Below are 17,498 nucleotides of genomic sequence, written 5' to 3' on the forward strand. Positions count from 1 at the left end.
TCAGTCACCTGCCTGGATGAGACCGCCCCGGCGCCGCATCAACAGGGCGGTGAACGCCATCGACAGGGCGAACAGGACCAGGGCCACGACACAGGCGGAGCCGTAGTCGAAGCGCTGGAAGCCGAGGTTGTAGACGAGCTGGGGGAGGGTCAGCGTGGAGTGCTCGGGGTAGCCGGGCTCGAACATGGTCCCGGCGCCCTGGATCACCCCGGAGGCGACCTTTCCGGCGACCAGGGGCTGGGTGTAGCACTGCATCGCGGCGATCACGCCGGTGACGACGGCGAACATGATGATCGGCGAGATGTTGGGCAGGGTGACGAACCGGAACCGCTGCCAGGCGGACGCGCCGTCCAGTTCGGCCGCCTCGTACTGCTCCTTCGGTACGTCGAGCAGCGCGGCCATGAAGATGACCATCAGGTCGCCCACGCCCCACAGGAACATCAGCGTGAGGGCCGGCTTGGACCAGTCCGGGTCGTTGAACCAGCCCGGGGCCGGGATGCCGGTCTTCTCCAGGATGGAGTTGACCGGGCCCGTACCGGGGTTGAGGAGGAAGGCGAAGGCCATGGTGGCCGCCACCGGCGGGGCCAGGTAGGGCAGGTAGAAGAGGGTGCGGAAGACCCCCGTACCCGTCTTGATCTTCGTGATCAGCATCCCGATGCCGAGGCCGAACAGCACCCGCAGGGTCACCATGATCACGACGAGCCAGAGGGTGTTGCGCAGGGCGGGCCAGAAGAACGGGTAGGACTCGAAGACGTACGTCCAGTTCTTCGTTCCGCTCCAGGTCGGCGGCTTGAAGCCGTCGTAGTGCATGAACGAGAAGTAGACGGTCGAGATCATCGGGTACGCGAAGAAGACCGCGAAGCCGATCAGCCAGGGGGAGAGGAAGGCGAGGGTGCGAAGCGCCGAGCGCCGGCGCTTCGTCCGCAGCGTGAGGGTGGTCATCCGACTACTTCGCCTGCGCGATGTCCGTGTCGATCTGCGCGGCGGCCTTCTTCAGGCCCGCCGACAGGTCGGTGAGCCTGCCGCTCTCGTAGTCGTAGCCGAGCTGCTGGAGGGTGGTGAGGTAGACGCCGCCGTTGACCGAGGCCGGGGAGGTGGTCGAGTTCGGGTTCGCGGCGATGTCCAGGAACGTCTTGAAGCGCGGGTCGTACGTCAGCTTCGGCGACTTCAGCGCGTCCAGCGTCGAGGGCACGTTGTGGATGGCGTTGGAGAAGCCCACCACCGCGTCGGTGTCGGTGGTGACGTACTTGACGAACTCCCAGGCCGCGTTCTGCTTCTTGCTGGTGGCGGCGATACCGGCGATGGTGCCGGTGATGTAGCCCTTGCCGTACTGGTCCGCCTGGTCGTCGGCGACGGGCAGCGGGGCCACCCCGATCTCGAAGTCCGGCTTGGTGGCGAGCGCCATGCCGAGGCGCCACTCGCCGTCCAGCTGCATGGCCACCTGGCCGGTCTGGAAGGGGTGCTTGGGGCCCCACTCGTCACCGAGGCCGGAGCGGAACTTCTCCAGCTTCGTGAAGCCGCCGAGGTCGTCGACGAGCTTCTTCTGGAGTTCGAGGGCGTCGGTGACGGCCGGGTCGGTCGCGACCGTCGACTTGCCGGACTTGTCGAAGTAGGTCGGCGAGAACTGGCCCATGTAGTGCTCGGTCGTGGTCTCCCAGCCGTGGTAGTCCGGCATGAAGCCGAGCTGCTTGTACGTGTCGCCCTGGGGGATCGTCAGTTTCTTGGCGTCGGCCTCGAACTCGGACCAGGTCTTGGGCGGGCTGCTGATGCCGGCCTTCTCGAAGGCGGTCTTGTTGTAGTAGAGGCCGTAGGCGTCACCCAGCAGCGGTACCGCGCAGCGGTCGAGCTGGTACTGGGTGTACTCGTTCATCGCCTTGGGGAAGGTCGTGTTCGGGTCGATGCCCGACTTCTTGAAGAACGGGTTGAGGTCGATCAGCGCGCCGGAGGAGCAGAACTTTCCGACGTTGTTGGTGGTGAACGACGAGATCACGTCGGGCGCCTTGCTGCCGCCCGCGCGCAGGGCCTGGTTGATCTTGTCGTCGGTCATGTTGCCGACGACGTTCACATGGATGTTGGGGTGCGCCTTCTCGAAGCCGGCGACCAGCGCCTTCACGGCCTTGACCTCGTTCGGCGCGCTCCAGGCGTGCCAGAAGGTGATGGTCTGCTCCTTGGACGCGTCGTCGCTCGCGCCGGAGGCGGCTTGGCCGGTACAGGCGGTGGTGCTGAGGAGCAGGGCGGTCGAGGCGGTCAGGGCAAAAGCCGCTTTACGGACTACTTCGGGCATGCGTGCAGACATGACGGGGCCTCCCGGGGCAGGGCGGGGTGAGGTGAGGTGATCTGCGAAGAGGGGTGGCGGAAAGGAGAGGGGTGGTGGAAAGGGGGAGCGTCTAGCGCGAGGTGTCGAAGACCTCGTCGCGGGTGGCCGCCAGCGCGCTCTCCAGCGCGCCGCGCAGCACGGGCCGTTCGGTGACGTCGCCCAGGACCAGCTGGGGCCGGGACGCGGCCAGTTCCTCCAGTTCGGCCTGGACGAGGGCGCGCAGCACCTCGCCGCCGGCGGTCAGGGAGGCGCCGCTGAGGACGACGAGTTCGGGGTCGAGGACGGAGACGAGCGAGGCGAGACCGGTCGCGAGCCGGGTCGCGTACGTCTGGAGCAGCAGCCGGTTCAGGACGGTGTCCTCGGCTGCGGCGCGTTGCAGGAGTGCGGCGGCGACCTCGGCGTACGGGCCGTCGGGGATGCCGGTCATGCCGAGTTCGCGGGCGAGCCGGGGGATGGCCTGGGAGCCGGCCAGTTCCTGGTAGCCGCCGCTGTTGGCCTTGGTGACGTGCCGGACCAGGGGTGCTCCCGGAACCGGCAGGAAACCCACCTCCCCCGCGCCGCCGGTCCAGCCGCGGTGCAGCCGGCCGCCGAGGACGAGGGCGGCGCCGAGTCCGCCCTCGTTCCAGACGAGGACGAAGTCCTCGTGTCCGCGGGCCGCGCCGAGGCGTTGTTCGGCGACGGCGACGAGGTTGACGTCGTTCTCGTACTCGACCGGCATCGGCAGGGCTGCGGCGAGTTCGTCGAGCAGCGTCGGCGCGTGCCAGCCGGGGAGGTGGGAGGCGTAGCGCAGCCGGCCGGTGGTGGGGTCGAAGGCGCCGGGGGTGGCGACGACGAGCCGCCGTACGTCGTCCCGGGTCAGCGCCGCGGCCTTCACGGCGCCGTCGAGGGCTTCGGTGACCTGCCGTACGACGGTCCCGGCGGCCCTTCTGCCGGGGGTGGGCACCTCGTACGTGCCCACGGTCCGGCCGGTGACGTCGGCGATCGCGGCGAGGACGCGCTCGGGGGTGACGTCCAGGCCGGCCGCGTAGGCGGCGGCCGGGTTGACCTCGTAGAGCTGGGCGTTGGGGCCGGGTCGTCCCTCGGTGGTGCCGGTGGCGAGGACCAGGCCCGCCGCCTCCAGGCGGGCGAGCAGCTGGGAGGCGGTCGGCTTGGACAGGCCGGTGAGCTTGCCGATGCGGGTGCGGGACAGGGGGCCGTGCGCCAGGAGGAGGTCGAGGGCGGCGCGGTCGTTCATGGCGCGCAGGACGCGCGGGGTGCCCGGCGTACCGGCGGTTCCTGCCATGGGGATCGACACCTGCCTTTCTGGACTGCCCAGCTTTTCAGTGACGCGGGAGACAAGTCCACTTCCGGTCACTGTTAGGAAAGTTTCCTATCGATGGAAGGGAAGGTAAGCCCGGTATGAAGCGGGCGTCAAGGCAAGAAAACGGAAACCGCCCCCGAGGCAACGCAGTCGTTACCTCGGGGGCGGTTCGGGTACCGCTGTGCCTACTTCACGTCGACGTAGTCGGCGGCGGCCGTCTTGGCCGCCGTGGTGGCCGTACCGGCGAAGGTGAAGCGGTAGTAACCGTCCTTGCCGGCCTTCACGGTGGTGGACAGGGCGCCACCGGTGCCGGAGGTGATCGTCTTGACGGTGCTGTAGGAGCCGGCGCCCTTGGCCTTGAACTGAAGGGTCACCTTCTGGCCCTTGTAGCCGGTGTAGGTGCCGTCCTCCCAGTTCGCGCGGGTCAGCTTGCCCTTGACGGTGAGCGTCCTGCCCTTCTTGACGGGTTCGGGCGTGGCGTTGACGGTGAGCTTCGCGGCGCGCTGGATCTTCGCGGTCGCCGAGTCGGCCCACATGTCGTAGCCGAACTCGAAGCTGATGTGGCCGTCGGAGTCGTCGAGGTCCGTGGCGCCGTGGCCGTAGAAGCCCGCGGCCTTCCAGGTGCCGGCGTCGGCGGCCTCGTAGAGGCTGTCCCACGGGTCGATGACCAGGGTCTCGGTGCAGGACGCGGTCACCGTGGTGGCGGTGGTGGCGGTCGTGGTGCAGGCCGGCGCGCTGTCCGGCTCGATCGAGTTGTCCTGCTCGGCGAGGGAGCCGCGGTAGAGCAGGACGCCCGCGAAGTTGTTCTTGTAGTCGATCGTCAGGTCCGCCGGACGGGTCAGCGTGTAGGTGACCGGCACCTTCACCTTGGCGGTGGTGCCGACGACGATCTTCTTCCCGTTGTTGACCTTCACACCGGCGAACGTCAGCGCCGGCGAGTCCGCCTGCGCGGCCGGTGCGGCCAGAACCCCCAGAGCCAGGGCACCGGTGAGAGCGGTGCCTATGGCGAGCTTCCTCATGTATCCCCACATTCGAGCGGGCCCCTGGGCGTTGCGCTCCAGAACAAGGGCCCGGTATCAGGGTGACGATATGGGGTGGTGTGGTGCGGGGGAAGGGTGGGGCCCCTGTGAAGATCATGAGCATCCGCGCCGGCTGTCGGCCGCCCGGCTCCTCACCGCGGTGCCCCCTACTTGGGAGAAGGTGTCACCGCCCGCTGCGGCGTGATCGGTGACGCCGCCGCCACCTGCGGGGAGTCCGCGTTGGAGAAGGCCGACGGGGCCGCGACGACCGCCGTCGGGTCGGTGGGCTCGGTCTCGGCGGGGGCGGTCGCGCCGCCGACGATCCGGATGTCCGCCGCGTCGAACGCGCGCTTGATGCGCCAGCGCAGCTCGCGCTCCACCGTCAGGGCCTTGCCCGGCATGGTCTTCGCCGAGACCCGGACCACCATCGAGTCCAGCAGCACGCTGTCCAGGCCCAGCACCTCGATCGGGCTCCACAGCAGCTCGTTCCAGGGCTCTTCCTTGCTCATCTTCTCGGCGACCTCGTCCAGCGTGGCCTTCACCCGGTCCAGGTCCTCGGACGCCTTGACGGTGACGTCGACACCGGCCGTCGCCCAGCCCTGGGAGAGGTTGCCGATCCGCTTGACCTCGCCGTTGCGGACGTACCAGATCTCGCCGTTGTCGCCGCGCAGCTTGGTCACCCGCAGACCGACCTCGATGACCTCGCCGGTGGCGACGCCCGCGTCGATCTGGTCGCCGACACCGTACTGGTCCTCCAGGATCATGAAGACGCCGGAGAGGAAGTCCGTGACCAGGTTGCGCGCGCCGAAACCGATCGCCACGCCCGCGACACCGGCCGAGGCCAGCAGCGGGGCGAGATTGATCTCGAAGGCGGACAGCGCCATCAGCGCCGCCGTGCCGAGGATCACGAAGCTCGCCACCGAGCGCAGCACCGAGCCGATCGCCTGCGAGCGCTGCCGGCGCCGCTCGGCGTTGACCAGCAGACCGCCCAGCGTGGAGCCCTCGGGCGACTCGACCGTGCGGTTCATCCGGTCGATGAGCTTGGTGATCGCCCGCAGCACGAACTTTCTGAGCACCGCCGCGATCACGACGATCAGCAGCACGCGCAGACCGATCGCGAGCCACGTCGACCAGTTCTGCTCGACCCAGCTGGCCGCGTTCGTCGCGCTCTCCTGGGCGTCCTGGAGCGACGGGACCGTCACGGTCGGCGACTCCGAGGGGGTCGGCGAGGGCGAGGAGCCGGCGGCCAGTAGGGCGGCGGGCAAGGACACGGCAGGTACCTCCAGGTGCAGCGGTCCGCCTCCGGTGCGATGGTCAGGGTCGTCAAGGTCGTCGAGGTCACGAAAGGGTCACCGGACGGGCAGAACCACCACACTAACGGGGCACTGTGTGTGGGTCCGTCCGATGCGGCAAGGAGAGACCGTCCTCACGTGCGCTTGAACAGGCCGTGATCCGGGGGATGTATCCGGGTGTGGTCGAAAACACTCCCAGCCCGTTACCGGGACATGGTGGCGCGTCCGCCGGGCCAGAGGAGAGACTGACTGCAGATCGTCCCGGCGCGAGCCACGCGCCGCCGACGCCCAAGGAGGCATCCGTGCCGCATGTCCTGGTCCTCAACGCGTCGTACGAGCCGCTCGGCGTCGTACCGCTCCGCCGCGCGCTCGTCCTCGTCCTGGAGAACAAGGCGATCTCCCTGGAAGAGTCAGGCGCCTTCATGCACAGCACGACCGTCACAGTCCCCGCACCCAGCGTGGTCCGGCTCAAGCGATTCGTCCGGGTTCCCTATCGGGGGCCCGTTCCTCTCACCCGTCGGGCGCTCTTCGCCCGGGACGGGGGCCGGTGCATGTACTGCGGTGGCGTCGCAACCAGCGTCGACCACGTCGTCCCGCGCAGCCGCGGGGGCAAGCACGTGTGGGACAACGTCGTGGCGTCCTGCCGTCGCTGCAACCACGTCAAGGCCGACCGTCATCTCGTCGAGATCGGCTGGCGGTTGCGCCACAAACCCGCTCCGCCCACCGGCCTCGCCTGGCGCATCATCGGCACGGGCCACAGGGACCCGCGCTGGCTGCCCTACTTGCAGCCGTACGGCGCGGACGACGCCTTGGCCCGGATCGACGGCATCTCCGCCTGACGATCCGGGCTTCTTCATGCCCCGTGGCACCGGCGCCCGCCCGGCTCAGCCACGGGGCCCTTCGGGGCGCGCTCCTCGTACGGCGTACAGGGCCGTGCCCAGCGCGAACGCGCCCCCCGCCGCCACCCAGGACGCCGGCACGTCCCCCGGCTGCGCCGGCCAGCCCCACAGGGCGACCGCCCGCCCGTGCACCCCGTCCGACGCCAGGCACACCGCGCCCACCCAGCCTCCCGCCGGCAGCCAGCTCAGCCGGGCGCCCACCAGGACGGCCGAGGCCGCGACCAGGCCCGTACAGCCCAGCAGATTGCGCAGTACGGCCGGCCCGTCCCCGAGCACCGCGAGCGGCAGCAGGACCGCCGCGAGCGCCGTCGGACCGAGCAGCAGGCCCAGCCGGCGCGGCCACCAGGGGCGTACGGCCGTACGGTCCAGTTCCTCCGTGGCGGAGCGCAGGCCCGCCCCGGTCACCGCCGCCGCCAGCAGCGGGGCCAGCGCCACGACCGGCAGCAGCCGGCCCGGATCCGCTCCGGAGCCCGTCCGGGCCGCCGCCCCCAGGGCGAGGACGGCGGTCCCGGCGAGCGCCGTGAGCGTGCCGGGGACGGCCCGGGAGCGGGCGTACAGCAGGAGGCCGACGGCCGGCCGCGGCGCGCTCACAGGACCGGCACCCCGTTCGCGGCGTCGCAGTCCCCGACCGTGGCGAAGTACGCCGACAGCCAGTCCCGGCGGGCGTCCGCCCCCATCGAGGCCAGCCGCTCCCGGGCCGCCCTGCGCTCCGCCAGCCCGGCGCGCCGCTCCGCGTCGCCCCGCGCGTCCAACGCGTCGAAGTACGCCTCCGCCGGGCTCGCCGCGAGGTAGTGCTGCACGGCGTCGTCCGCCACGGTCACCCGCCGGGCCGGCTCCCCGCAGTCCCCGCGGTCCTGGAGCATCGTCACCGCCTCCCACGCGTACTGCGCCGGATCGGTCAGCCGCCCCCGCACCACCGACCGGCCGATCGGCGTGAGCATCGGCAGCTGCGCCTCCCCCGCGCGCGGCTCACCCACGCGGTCCTCGAACCGCACCGGCAGGTTCCGGACCCCCTCCAGCTTGCCGGTGATCCCCGACAGGGCCGCCGTGACCTGCGGCAACAGCTCGGCGTAGCGGGCGTTGACACAGATCTCAGGGGTGGTCGAGGTCGTGCACACCTGCGCGCGCTCGGCCGGGTTCGGGCGCCACAGGCCGTCCCCCGTCCGCACCAGCAGCACGCCCGCCGCGATCGCGGCCGCCAGCGGCACCAGGGCCGTCCACCGGCGCCGCGCCGCGTACGCCAGCACCGCGGCCGACGCGAGCCCCGCCACCCACACCGCCATCGCCCACGGCTGCCGGCCGATCGGCACCAGCCCCTCCGGCACCGCGAAAGCCGGGTTCAGGAAGCGCCCCGGGCCGGTGCCCGCCCGCCCCGACAGGCCCAGGACCACATAGCCGCCGAGCGCCAGCAGCGGGGCCGCGAACCGCCAGGGGACCAGCCGCCCCACGACCTGACCGGCCGGCACGACGGCCGCCAGCGCCACCACGTCCACCGGCAACAGATCCGCGTAGGGCCCGTCCCCCGTGGCGTACGGCCAGGTCGCGAGCAGCGCCCCGGCCGCCGCCAGCGCGTATCCGCCGGTCACCCACAGCGTGACCGGCAGCGCCGACGCCAGGAACCGCGCCAGCGGCCCGCGCACGGCCGTCCCCCACAGCTCCTCGGTGCGCCGCCGGCGTTCCCGCCCGCCCTGCCAGCAGCCCGCGGCCGCCCCGAGCGGCAGGACGAGCAGCAGCACACCGTGCAGCTCGGTCCGGGTCTCCGCCCAGCCGCCCTGCCAGCGGTCCGCCACGAAGCCCAGCACCACGGCCGGCAACAGGAAGGCCACGACCCCGGCGAACGGCGCGAAACCCCGCGCCGCCTCGGCCCGCAGCGGATGCGTCAGGACCGGCCGCAGCGCCGTCCTTTCCCGTACGAGGGTCATCGCGTCGCCTCCAGACCGGTGCGGTGGGCCCGCAGGGCGGCGGTGTAGCCGCGCTCGATGACGCTGTCCCCGACACCGGGCGCCTCGCCGAGCGCGCCGAGCGACTCCGGGGTCCCCCGATAGGCGACCCGCCCCTCGTCCAGCAGGGTGACCTCGGTGCAGGCGGCCGCCACGTCCTCCACCAGGTGGGTGGAGACGATCACGGTCGAGGTGGAGCCCAGCTCCCGCAGCAGTGCGCGCAACTCCACCCGCTGCTCCGGGTCGAGGCCCGCTGTCGGCTCGTCGAGCAGCAGCACGTCCGGGTCGTTGACGACGGCCTGCGCGATGCCGACCCGGCGGACCATGCCGCCGGACAGCGTCCGCAGCTTCGCGTCGATCCGGTCCCCGAGCCCCACCCGCTCGACGGCCCGCTCCACGGCGGCCGCGGTCCCGGCCACCGGCATCTCCTTCAGCCACGCCACGTACGCGACGAACTCGCGCACCGTGAAGCCCGGGTAGTGGCCGAACTCCTGCGGCAGATAGCCGAGCCGGGCGCGGACCGCACCGCGCCGAGCGGGCTCGCCGACGTCCTCGCCGAGGATCTCCACCCGCCCGGCGTCCGGCCGCGCGACGGTGGCCAGCATCCGGATCAGGGAGGTCTTCCCGGCGCCGTTGGGGCCGAGCAGACCGTGCACCCCGACGCCGAGATCCAGATCCACGGCGTCCAGGGCGACGGTCCTGCGGTGCCGGACACGCAGTCCGCTCACCCGTATGGTGCTCACTTCACGATCTCCAGAGTTCATGGGTCGGCTCATGGGTCGGCTCATGCCGCGGCTCCTGGTGCGGCTCACTGCCGGTCCAGCCCGTCGTAGGCGGCGCGGCGGGCGGCCAGCACGGCGGCGCACAGCACGGCCGCGGCCGCCCACGCGCCCTGCGCGGGGGCCCCGTCCAGACAGCGCGAGAGCTGCTCGGCGAGCCGGGTGACCGGGGTGCCGCCGGGCGACGCCAGCACGGGGGCGAGGACGGCGGCCAGCCATCCGCCGCCGGTCACGGCCGTCGCCGTACGGCAGCCGACGTACCCGGACAGGGCGAGCGAGGCCAGGGTCAGCGCGAGGCCCGGCAGCAGCCAGGCCGCCGCGCCCGGGGCGCCGGAGGCGGGCAGGAGCAGGCCCGTCACGGTGAGCAGCGGCACGCTGACCCCGAGGACGGCGGCCGTCCGGGTCAGCGCCAGCCGCAGCCCCCCGGAGGGGGTGGCCGCCGCGATCTCGTGCAGCGGATCGGCGTACCGGCCGTAGGACACGGCGACCCCGGCCACGGGCACCACCGGCGCGAGGGCGAGCAGCAGGGGCCGTACACCGTCGACGTCCGCGCCGTACGCCAGGCCGAGCGCCCCCAGCGCGACCAGCACCACCGCGGGCAGCCAGCCCCCGCGCACGGCGGGCCCGGCGGCCCACAGGGCCCGTGCGAGGAACGAGGACCAGAGGCGGGCACGGGGGGCGGGCGGCACGGGCGCGGGCACGTCCTGCGGTACGGCCTCCCGCGCCCGCGTCTCGTTCAGCACGGCCTCCCGGACCTCCGCGAGGGCCAGGGCCGGCACCGGCAGCCGCCGTACCGCCCCCGAGACGCGCGCCGCGCACCCCCCGCACCGCTCCACATGGCTCTCCAGGGACCATGCGTCCGCCTCCGGGAGGGTGCCGTCGGCGTAGCGGGCGGCGAGGTCGTCGGACACGTGCCAGTGATCGTTTTTTGTCCGGCCGGTGCTCATGCCAGGCCTCCCGAGGCCGGTGCGGTGCTCAACTGGGCCAGGGCCGCGCGCAGTTCCGCTCGCGCCCGCATGGCGCGGGTCTTGACCGTGCCCTCGGGGATACCGAGCAGCCGGGCCGCCTCCCGGGTGGTGAGCCCGTCGACGACGGTCGCGCGCAGCACCTCCCGCAGTTCGGGCGAGATCCGGTCCAGGGCGGTGCCGACGTCACCGAACTCCAGTCCGGCCAGCACCCGTTCCTCGGCCGACGGCGCCTCGGCGGAGCTGGTGGAGGTGTCGAGGGGAGCCGTCTCGATCCGCCCGGCCCGCTCCTGCGCCCGCCGGGTGTCGACGAGCCGCCGGGCGGCGATGGTCCACAGCCAGCCGCCCGCCTCCCCGCCCCGGTGTGCGGCCGCCGACCGCCACACGGTCACGAAGGTGTCCTGAAGCACTTCCCGCGCCACCTCGGCATCCGCACACCGGCGCACGAGCCGGGCGTACACCCACCCGGCGTGCCGGTCGTACAGCGCGGCCAACGCCCTCGCGTCCCCGTCCGCCACGGCCCGCAGCAACGCCGCGTCCGTGTCGCTCTCCCCGTGGCCCCTCATGGGGCGGAACAGTCTCACACCCCGTCTATCGACGACGGTCCCGCGGCCGGTTCACGGGCGGGGGAGGGGCGTACGGGAGCGACCGTGTCCCGGCGCGGGGATCACGAGTTGGACGGGACGTGCACGAGAACGACGAGAACAGGGCGAGGGCGGTGACCCGCGGCGCCCGGACGGGATACGCCCACATCCCGGGCCGTACCCCTCTGACAGCGGAGGCCCCGCAGCACCGGGCTCCGCGCGGTGCTGCGGGGCGGCGGTGCGGCGGTGCCGCGGTGCACGGAGTGTCAGTCCTGAATGACGGAACGCGTGTGACGCGGTCGGGACGTCTGGCCTCGCGCCCGCTGGGTAGGCCTGCGATGACCGATACCCCACCCCACGAGGAGCCCACCGTGATCGCGCCCGCCCCCTCCAAACGCCCGGCGGACCCCTCCGCCGACCCCCTCGAAGAGCCCCGCCTCCGCGCCTTCAGCGCCGAAGGCGCCTGCGCGGAGGCCCCGCTGACCAGTGAGCCCCCGTTGCCCGACGCCGAGCCCCTCACCAGCGAGCCGCCGCTCGCCGCCGTGGACACCGACACCACGAGGCCCTAGATGACCGCACCCCTCGGCGAGGAACTCGCCCGGCTCGCCGCGCTGCACGGTGTCGCCACCTCCTACCGGCCGGCCCCCGACCGCACGGTCACCGCCTCGCCCGCCGCCGTCACCCGCGCGCTCGCCGCGCTCGGCGTCGACGCGGACACCCCGCAGGCGGTGCGGGCCGCCCTCGACGTACGGGAGCGCGAGCTGGCCGCGCGCCTGCTGCCGCCGACGGTCGTGAGCTGGAGCGGCGGCCCGTGCGACGCGCTCGCCGCCCTCCCCGGAGGCACCCGGCTGCGCGTCGAGACCGAGCGGGGCGAGGTCCGCGACACCGCCGAAGGGCTGCCGGGCGGGGTGCACCGGCTGACGGCCACCACGCCCGACGGCCGCACCGCCCGCGTCCACCTGGTCGTGGCCCCGCCCCGGCTGCCCACGCCGCCGCACCGCTCGTACGGAATCCTCGTCCAGCTGTACTCCCTCCTCTCCCGCCGCTCCTGGGGCATGGGCGACCTCGGTGACCTCGGGGAGCTGGCCGACTGGGCGGGACGGGTGCTCGGCGCCGGGTTCGTGCAGGTCAACCCGTTGCACGCGGCCGTACCGGGGGCGCCGACCGATCCGTCGCCGTACCGGCCGTCCTCGCGGCGCTTCCCCGACCCCGTGCATCTGCGCGTCGAGGAGGTGCCCGAGTACGCGTACGTCGAGGACCGCGCCGCGGCGGAGCGCGGGGCGCGGCTGCGGGAGGCCGTGCTGGAGAAGGGGGAGCTGATCGACCGGGACGCCGTGTGGGAGGCCAAGCGGCAGGCGCTGGAGCTGGTCGCCGCGGTGCCGCTCGGGCCCGGTCGGCGGGCCGCCTACTGCGACTTCCTCGCCGACCAGGGGCAGGCCCTGGAGGACCACGCCACCTGGTGCGCGCTCGCCGAGGTGCACGGGGCGCGGTGGAGCCACTGGCCGGAGGAGCTCAGGGACCCCCGCTCGGCCGGGACGGCCCGCGCCCGGCGCGAGCTGATGGACCGTGTCGACTTCCACTCCCGGCTCGCCTGGCTCACCGACACCCAGCTCACCGCCGCCCAGCGCACCGCGCGCGAGGCCGGGATGGGGATCGGGATCGTGCACGACCTCGCGGTCGGGGTGCACCCGTCCGGCGCGGACGCCTGGGCGCAGCAGGAGTACTTCGCCGCCGGGATGTCCGTCGGCGCCCCGCCGGACGCCTTCAACGCGCGCGGCCAGGACTGGGGCCTGCCGCCGTGGCGCCCCGACCGGCTCGCCGAGTCCGGCTACGCGCCGTACCGCCGCCTCCTGCGCGGCCTCTTCCGGTACGCCGGCGCCCTGCGCATCGACCACGTCATGGGCCTGTTCCGGCTCTGGTGGGTCCCGCAGGGGGAGGCGCCGACCGAGGGCACGTACGTCCGCTACGACGCCGAGGCCATGCTCGCCGTCCTGGTGCTGGAGGCCTCGCGGGCGGGCGCGGTGGTGATCGGCGAGGACCTGGGCACCGTCGAACCGGGCGTCCGGGAGGCGCTGCGCGCCCGCGGGGTGCTCGGGACGTCCGTCCTGTGGTTCGAGCGGGACTGGGACGGCGACGGGCGCCCGCTGCCCCCGCAACGCTGGCGCGCCGACTGCCTCGCCACCGCCACCACCCACGACCTGCCGTCCACCGCCGCCCGGCTCACCGGCGAGCACGTCGAACTGCGCGACCGCCTCGGCCTGCTCACCCGGCCCCTCGAGGAGGAGCGCGCGGAGGCCGCCGCCGACACGGCGGAGTGGCTGGCCCTGCTCACCCGCCTCGGGCTGCTCTCCGGAAGCGCGGGCGGCGGGGACCCCTCCTCCGAGGAGGCCGAGATCCAGGCCCTCCACCGCTTCCTGCTGCGCACCCCGGCCCGCATGATCGGCGTCTGGCTCCCGGACGGCGTGGGCGACCGCCGCCCGCAGAACCTGCCGGGCACCTGGGACCAGTACCCGAACTGGCGCCTGCCGATCGCCGACGGCCGGGGCCGCCCGATGCCCCTGGAGGACCTGGCAGCCGCACCCCGTCTGCACACCCTCTTCGACGTCCTCCGGGAGGCCGCGCGGGACTGACGGACTCCCGTACGGCACCCCGGGCGCGCGGCCCCGCGAGGCGTTCGCTACTTTTGCTCTGTGGACAAGAAGAACGCCCTGCGCGCCGGCGCCCTGGCTGCCGGTACGACGCTGATGATGCTGCTCATGTCGTCCCCCGCGCTCGCGCTGACCCGCGACGACGGCGACGACCCCGGCACCGGCCTGAGCGTCGGCGCGACGCTGGGCCTCTATGTCGTGCTCCCGATCGTGATCTTCCTTGCCATCACCGGCCTGGTCATGGTCCTCGACAAGTCCAACCCCGACCACCGCGTCTTCAAGCCGGGCAAGGCCAAGGCCAAGGCCTGACCCTGCACCGCCCCTAGGCACCACACCACACCTGAGGCCGCCGCCCCCCCACCGACCGCGCATCGCACGCGACCGGGATACGGGGGCGGCGCCTTTTGCGTGGGGGGAGAGAGCAGCAGCGTGCCGTCCCCCGTACGGCACGCTGCTGCTTCGCGGGGCCGGGGAGGGCCGGCCGCCTCCTCGGTGCGGTGTTGACAGGGACACCATGGCGGGGGGAGATGGCCGGGAAGCTTGCGGGAATCTTGCTTCGCAGGTGGCCGGGTGGTTGGGTGACGCCCGGTGGGGAACGCGCGGTGGGCGCGGGGCGGGGCAGCGGGGCAGGGGAGACGGCGTGACGGGATTTCGGCTGCTGGGGCCCGTGGAGTTATGGGTGTCGGGCCGGCCGGTGGAACTGGGTCCCGCCAAACGGCGCACGCTCCTCGCGGCGCTGCTCGTGGACGCGGGCCGCTGGGTGTCCGCCGAGACACTGATCGACCGGGTCTGGGGCGAGGAGCCGCCCGCCCAGGTACGGGCCACGCTCTACGCCCATGTCGCCCGGATCCGCCGGGTTCTCGCGGAGACGCTTCCGCACCTCGGCGACGGTGACGGCGCCGGGGCCCCCTCGCAGCCACCCCTGTCGCGCGGCTCGGGGGGCTACCGGCTCGACATCCCGCCGGACCTGGTCGACGCGCACCGGTTCCGCGGCCTGGTCACGACGGCCCGGCAGACCGGCGGATCCGACGCGGCGCGGGTGGCGGCGCTGCGGGAGGCGATGGGGCTGTGGCGGGGCGAGCCGCTCGCCGGACTGCCCGGCGACTGGGCGGCGCGGACCCGGGAGAGCTGGTCGCAGCAGCGGATCTACGCCGTCCTGGACTGGGCGGCCGCCGAACTCCGCGTCGGCGGACACCTCGTGGTGGTCGACGCGCTGTCCGTCCTGGTCGCCGAACACCCGCTGGTCGAGCCGCTCGCCGTGGCGCTGATGCGGGCGCTGCACGCCGCCGGGCGCGCCCCCGAGGCGCTCGCCTGCTACACCGCCCTGCGCAAGCGGCTGGCCGAGGAACTCGGCACCGCCCCCGGGGCCGAGGCACGGCAGGCACACCAGGCGATCCTGGGCGGCAAGGCCGCCGGAGGGGCCGCCCACCGCCCACCGCCCGCCACCGGCACCGCCACCGGCACCGGACGGGCCGGCAGCCGCCCCGCGCAACTCCCCATGGAGGCAGCGGGGTTCACCGGCCGTGACGAGGAACTGGCCCGGCTGGACAAGATCCTGGTCGCGGCGCCGGAGCGGCCGGCCGCCGTGGTCGTCTCGGCGGTGTCCGGCACGGCGGGCGTGGGCAAGACGGCGCTGGCGGTGCACTGGGCGCACCGGGTCCGGGACCGCTTCCCGGACGGCCAGCTGTATGTGAACCTGCGCGGCTACGACCCCGAGCAGCCCCTGACCGCCGCCGACGCGCTGGTCCGGTTCCTCACCGCGCTCGGGGTCCCGGGGCAGGACGTCCCGCTGGAGCCGGACGACCGGGCGGCACGCTACCGCAGCGAGATCGCCGACCGGCGGATGCTGATCGTCCTGGACAACGCCGCCACCGTCGAGCAGGTCCGCCCCCTGCTGCCCGGCACCGGAACCTGCGCCGTCCTGGTGACCAGCCGGGACAGCCTGGCCGGACTGGTCGCCCGGGAGGGCGCCCACCGCCTCGACCTCGATCTGCTGCCCGCCGACGCCGCCCGCGCCCTGCTGCGCCGGCTCGTCGGCCCCCGCGCCGAGGCCGAACCCGACGCCGTCGACGCCCTCGCCGCACAGTGCGCCCGGCTGCCGCTCGCGCTGCGGGTCGCCGCGGAACTCGCCGCCGCCCGCCCCGCCACGCCGCTCGCCGACCTCGTCGCCGAACTCACCGACCAGCAGCGGCGACTGGACCTGCTCGACGCGGACGGCGACCCCCGGGCCGCCGTCACCGCGGTGTTCTCCTGGTCGCTGCGGCAGCTCCCGGCGGACGCGGCCCGCGCCTTCCGGCTGCTCGGTCTGCACCCCGGCCCCGACCTCGACGCCCACGCCGCCGCCGCGCTCACCGACAGCGAAACGGCGGACGCCCGCCGGGCCCTCGACGTCCTCGCCCGCGCCCATCTGGTCCAGCGCGTGGACGGCAGCCGGTACGGCATGCACGACCTGCTGCGCGCCTACGCCACCCGGCTCGCCACGGCCGAGGACACCCCTCGGGCCCGTGAGGCGGCCCTCGACCGGCTGTTCGACCACTACCTCGCCACCGCGGCCGCCGCCATGACCTGCCTCCACCCGGCCGAGGCCCATCTGCGACCGCCCGCCCCCGAGGCCGCCACCCCCGACCTGTCCGATCCCGACGCCGCGCGCGCCTGGCTGAACGCCGAGCGGGCGACCCTGACGGCGATGTCCGCCCACACCGCCACCCACGGCCGGCCCACCCACGCCATCCGGCTCTCCCTCACCCTGTACCGGCACCTCATCACCGGCCGGCACACCGACGGCCTCACCATCCACGGGCACGCCCGGGACGCCGCCCGGCTGATCGGCGATCCGGCGAGCGAGGCCCGCGCGCTGCTCGGCATCGGCACCGCCCACTGGCAACTGGCCCGGCACGAACCGGCGAGGCGGCACCTCCAGGAGGCGCTGGCGCTGTTCCGGCAGGCCGACGACCCGACCGGCCAGGCCCGCGCCCTCGTCAACCTCGGACTCGTCGACGAGCGACTGGGCCGCTTCCGGTCGGCCGTCGGCTTCCTCGAACAGGCTCTGGTGCTGTACCGCAACGCCGGGGACCGGTCGGGCGAGGCGATCGTGCTGAAGGACCTCGCCACCGTCGAGGGCCAGCTGGGCCGCTACGGGGAGGCCGCCGAGCGGCTCCAGCAGGCCCTGGATCTGCTCCGCCGGACCGGCAACCGGTATCTGGAGGCCCACGCGCTCAACGACCTCGGCACGGTCGAGGCGCGCCTCGACCGCCTCGACTCGGCGGCCCGCCACCAGGAACAGGCCCTGATCCTGCTCCGGGAGGTCGGCGACCGGTACGGCGAAGCCGGGGCGCTGCACAGCCTCGGTATCGTCCACACCCGGCTCGGCCGGCCCGCGCAGGCCGCCGAGTGCCACCGGCAGGCGCTCGCCCTCTACCGCCAGAACGGCGACCGGGACGGCGAAGCCAGAGCGCTGAACGGCCTCGGCGAGACCGCCCGGGCCGCCGGCCGTCCCCTCGACGCCCTCACCCCTCACACCGACGCCCTCGCCATCGCGGAGGACATCGGCAATCCCGGCCAGCAGGCCCGTGCCCACAGCGGCCTGGGCGACGCCCACCACGCCCTCGGCGACACCCCCCTGGCCGTCACGTGCTACGGGCGGGCCCTGACCCTCTACACCGACCTGGGCATGCCCGAGTCGGCCGCCCTCCGCACGACCCTGGCCGCCCTCACCGATACGGAGCCGTAGAAAAGGGCGCCCGGTACGGCACCGG

The 17,498-nt window shown here is 73.8% G+C and carries 15 protein-coding genes; 5 read left to right on the top strand and 10 right to left on the bottom strand.

Translation table 11 applies throughout. The features are described from left to right. From AQJ64_RS20390 to AQJ64_RS20410, 5 genes are all read right to left on the bottom strand, one after another. Positions 1-942 (bottom strand): carbohydrate ABC transporter permease, encoded by a 942-nt coding sequence (locus AQJ64_RS20390; RefSeq protein WP_055634307.1) that lies wholly within the window; start codon positions 940-942, stop codon positions 1-3. A 4-nt stretch (positions 943-946) separates the two neighbouring features. Further along, a complete protein-coding gene (locus tag AQJ64_RS20395; RefSeq protein WP_055634308.1) occupies positions 947-2,284 on the bottom strand; it encodes an ABC transporter substrate-binding protein in 1,338 nt (445 codons plus the stop codon). Between the two features lie 103 nt (positions 2,285-2,387). After that, the gene (locus tag AQJ64_RS20400; RefSeq protein WP_055634309.1) at positions 2,388-3,599 is read right to left on the bottom strand and encodes an ROK family transcriptional regulator; all 1,212 of its coding nucleotides are present in this window, start codon (positions 3,597-3,599) and stop codon (positions 2,388-2,390) included. Between the two features lie 203 nt (positions 3,600-3,802). Beyond that, on the bottom strand, positions 3,803-4,636 hold the full coding sequence (locus AQJ64_RS20405; protein WP_055634310.1) for a hypothetical protein: 834 nt from the start codon (positions 4,634-4,636) through the stop codon (positions 3,803-3,805). A gap of 167 nt (positions 4,637-4,803) precedes the next feature. Then, a complete protein-coding gene (locus AQJ64_RS20410) occupies positions 4,804-5,907 on the bottom strand; it encodes a mechanosensitive ion channel family protein (RefSeq protein ID WP_055634311.1) in 1,104 nt (367 codons plus the stop codon). 323 nt (positions 5,908-6,230) lie between these two features. Between AQJ64_RS20410 and AQJ64_RS20415 the strand changes: the two genes are divergently transcribed. Next, a complete protein-coding gene (locus AQJ64_RS20415; protein WP_055634312.1) occupies positions 6,231-6,767 on the top strand; it encodes an HNH endonuclease in 537 nt (178 codons plus the stop codon). Positions 6,768-6,812: 45 nt separating this feature from the next. Here AQJ64_RS20415 and AQJ64_RS20420 read toward each other — a convergent pair whose 3' ends face one another. Genes AQJ64_RS20420 through AQJ64_RS20440 form a run of 5 tightly spaced genes read right to left on the bottom strand, consistent with a single transcriptional unit; the run spans position 6,813 to position 11,077 of the window. Then, the gene (locus tag AQJ64_RS20420; protein ID WP_055634313.1) at positions 6,813-7,418 is read right to left on the bottom strand and encodes a hypothetical protein; all 606 of its coding nucleotides are present in this window, start codon (positions 7,416-7,418) and stop codon (positions 6,813-6,815) included. Then, positions 7,415-8,749 carry a hypothetical protein gene (locus AQJ64_RS20425; protein WP_055634314.1) on the bottom strand — a complete coding sequence of 445 codons (1,335 nt, stop codon included), beginning with the start codon at positions 8,747-8,749 and terminating at the stop codon, positions 7,415-7,417. The genes AQJ64_RS20420 and AQJ64_RS20425 overlap by 4 nt, the downstream gene beginning before the upstream one ends. Then, positions 8,746-9,531 (bottom strand): ABC transporter ATP-binding protein, encoded by a 786-nt coding sequence (locus AQJ64_RS20430; RefSeq protein WP_206189712.1) that lies wholly within the window; start codon positions 9,529-9,531, stop codon positions 8,746-8,748. The genes AQJ64_RS20425 and AQJ64_RS20430 overlap by 4 nt, the downstream gene beginning before the upstream one ends. 44 nt (positions 9,532-9,575) lie before the next feature. Further along, the gene (locus AQJ64_RS20435; RefSeq protein WP_055634315.1) at positions 9,576-10,493 is read right to left on the bottom strand and encodes a zf-HC2 domain-containing protein; all 918 of its coding nucleotides are present in this window, start codon (positions 10,491-10,493) and stop codon (positions 9,576-9,578) included. Continuing rightward, positions 10,490-11,077 (bottom strand): RNA polymerase sigma factor, encoded by a 588-nt coding sequence (locus AQJ64_RS20440; RefSeq protein WP_059202840.1) that lies wholly within the window; start codon positions 11,075-11,077, stop codon positions 10,490-10,492. The genes AQJ64_RS20435 and AQJ64_RS20440 overlap by 4 nt, the downstream gene beginning before the upstream one ends. A 356-nt stretch (positions 11,078-11,433) precedes the next feature. Between AQJ64_RS20440 and AQJ64_RS20445 the strand changes: the two genes are divergently transcribed. From AQJ64_RS20445 to AQJ64_RS20460, 4 genes are all read left to right on the top strand, one after another. After that, on the top strand, positions 11,434-11,664 hold the full coding sequence (locus AQJ64_RS20445) for a hypothetical protein (protein WP_059202841.1): 231 nt from the start codon (positions 11,434-11,436) through the stop codon (positions 11,662-11,664). Then, entirely contained in the window at positions 11,665-13,725 is a 2,061-nt protein-coding gene (gene malQ / locus AQJ64_RS20450) for a 4-alpha-glucanotransferase (RefSeq protein ID WP_055638254.1), read from the top strand. A 60-nt stretch (positions 13,726-13,785) separates the two neighbouring features. Further along, a complete protein-coding gene (locus AQJ64_RS20455; RefSeq protein ID WP_055638255.1) occupies positions 13,786-14,052 on the top strand; it encodes a hypothetical protein in 267 nt (88 codons plus the stop codon). A 331-nt stretch (positions 14,053-14,383) separates the two neighbouring features. After that, on the top strand, positions 14,384-17,473 hold the full coding sequence (locus AQJ64_RS20460; protein ID WP_244902672.1) for an AfsR/SARP family transcriptional regulator: 3,090 nt from the start codon (positions 14,384-14,386) through the stop codon (positions 17,471-17,473). Positions 17,474-17,498: the final 25 nt, after the last annotated feature.

The organism is Streptomyces griseoruber (assembly GCF_001514205.1).
Classification (GTDB): domain Bacteria; phylum Actinomycetota; class Actinomycetes; order Streptomycetales; family Streptomycetaceae; genus Streptomyces; species Streptomyces griseoruber.

Coding starts and splice junctions, on each gene's coding strand:
- AQJ64_RS20390 (WP_055634307.1), bottom strand. CDS start 942: ATGACCACCCTCACGCTGCGGACGAAGCGCCGGCGCTCGGCGCTTCGC.
- AQJ64_RS20395 (WP_055634308.1), bottom strand. CDS start 2,284: ATGCCCGAAGTAGTCCGTAAAGCGGCTTTTGCCCTGACCGCCTCGACC.
- AQJ64_RS20400 (WP_055634309.1), bottom strand. CDS start 3,599: ATGGCAGGAACCGCCGGTACGCCGGGCACCCCGCGCGTCCTGCGCGCC.
- AQJ64_RS20405 (WP_055634310.1), bottom strand. CDS start 4,636: ATGAGGAAGCTCGCCATAGGCACCGCTCTCACCGGTGCCCTGGCTCTG.
- AQJ64_RS20425 (WP_055634314.1), bottom strand. CDS start 8,749: ATGACCCTCGTACGGGAAAGGACGGCGCTGCGGCCGGTCCTGACGCAT.
- AQJ64_RS20430 (WP_206189712.1), bottom strand. CDS start 9,531: ATGAACTCTGGAGATCGTGAAGTGAGCACCATACGGGTGAGCGGACTG.
- AQJ64_RS20435 (WP_055634315.1), bottom strand. CDS start 10,493: ATGAGCACCGGCCGGACAAAAAACGATCACTGGCACGTGTCCGACGAC.
- AQJ64_RS20440 (WP_059202840.1), bottom strand. CDS start 11,077: ATGAGGGGCCACGGGGAGAGCGACACGGACGCGGCGTTGCTGCGGGCC.
- AQJ64_RS20445 (WP_059202841.1), top strand. CDS start 11,434: ATGACCGATACCCCACCCCACGAGGAGCCCACCGTGATCGCGCCCGCC.
- malQ (WP_055638254.1), top strand. CDS start 11,665: ATGACCGCACCCCTCGGCGAGGAACTCGCCCGGCTCGCCGCGCTGCAC.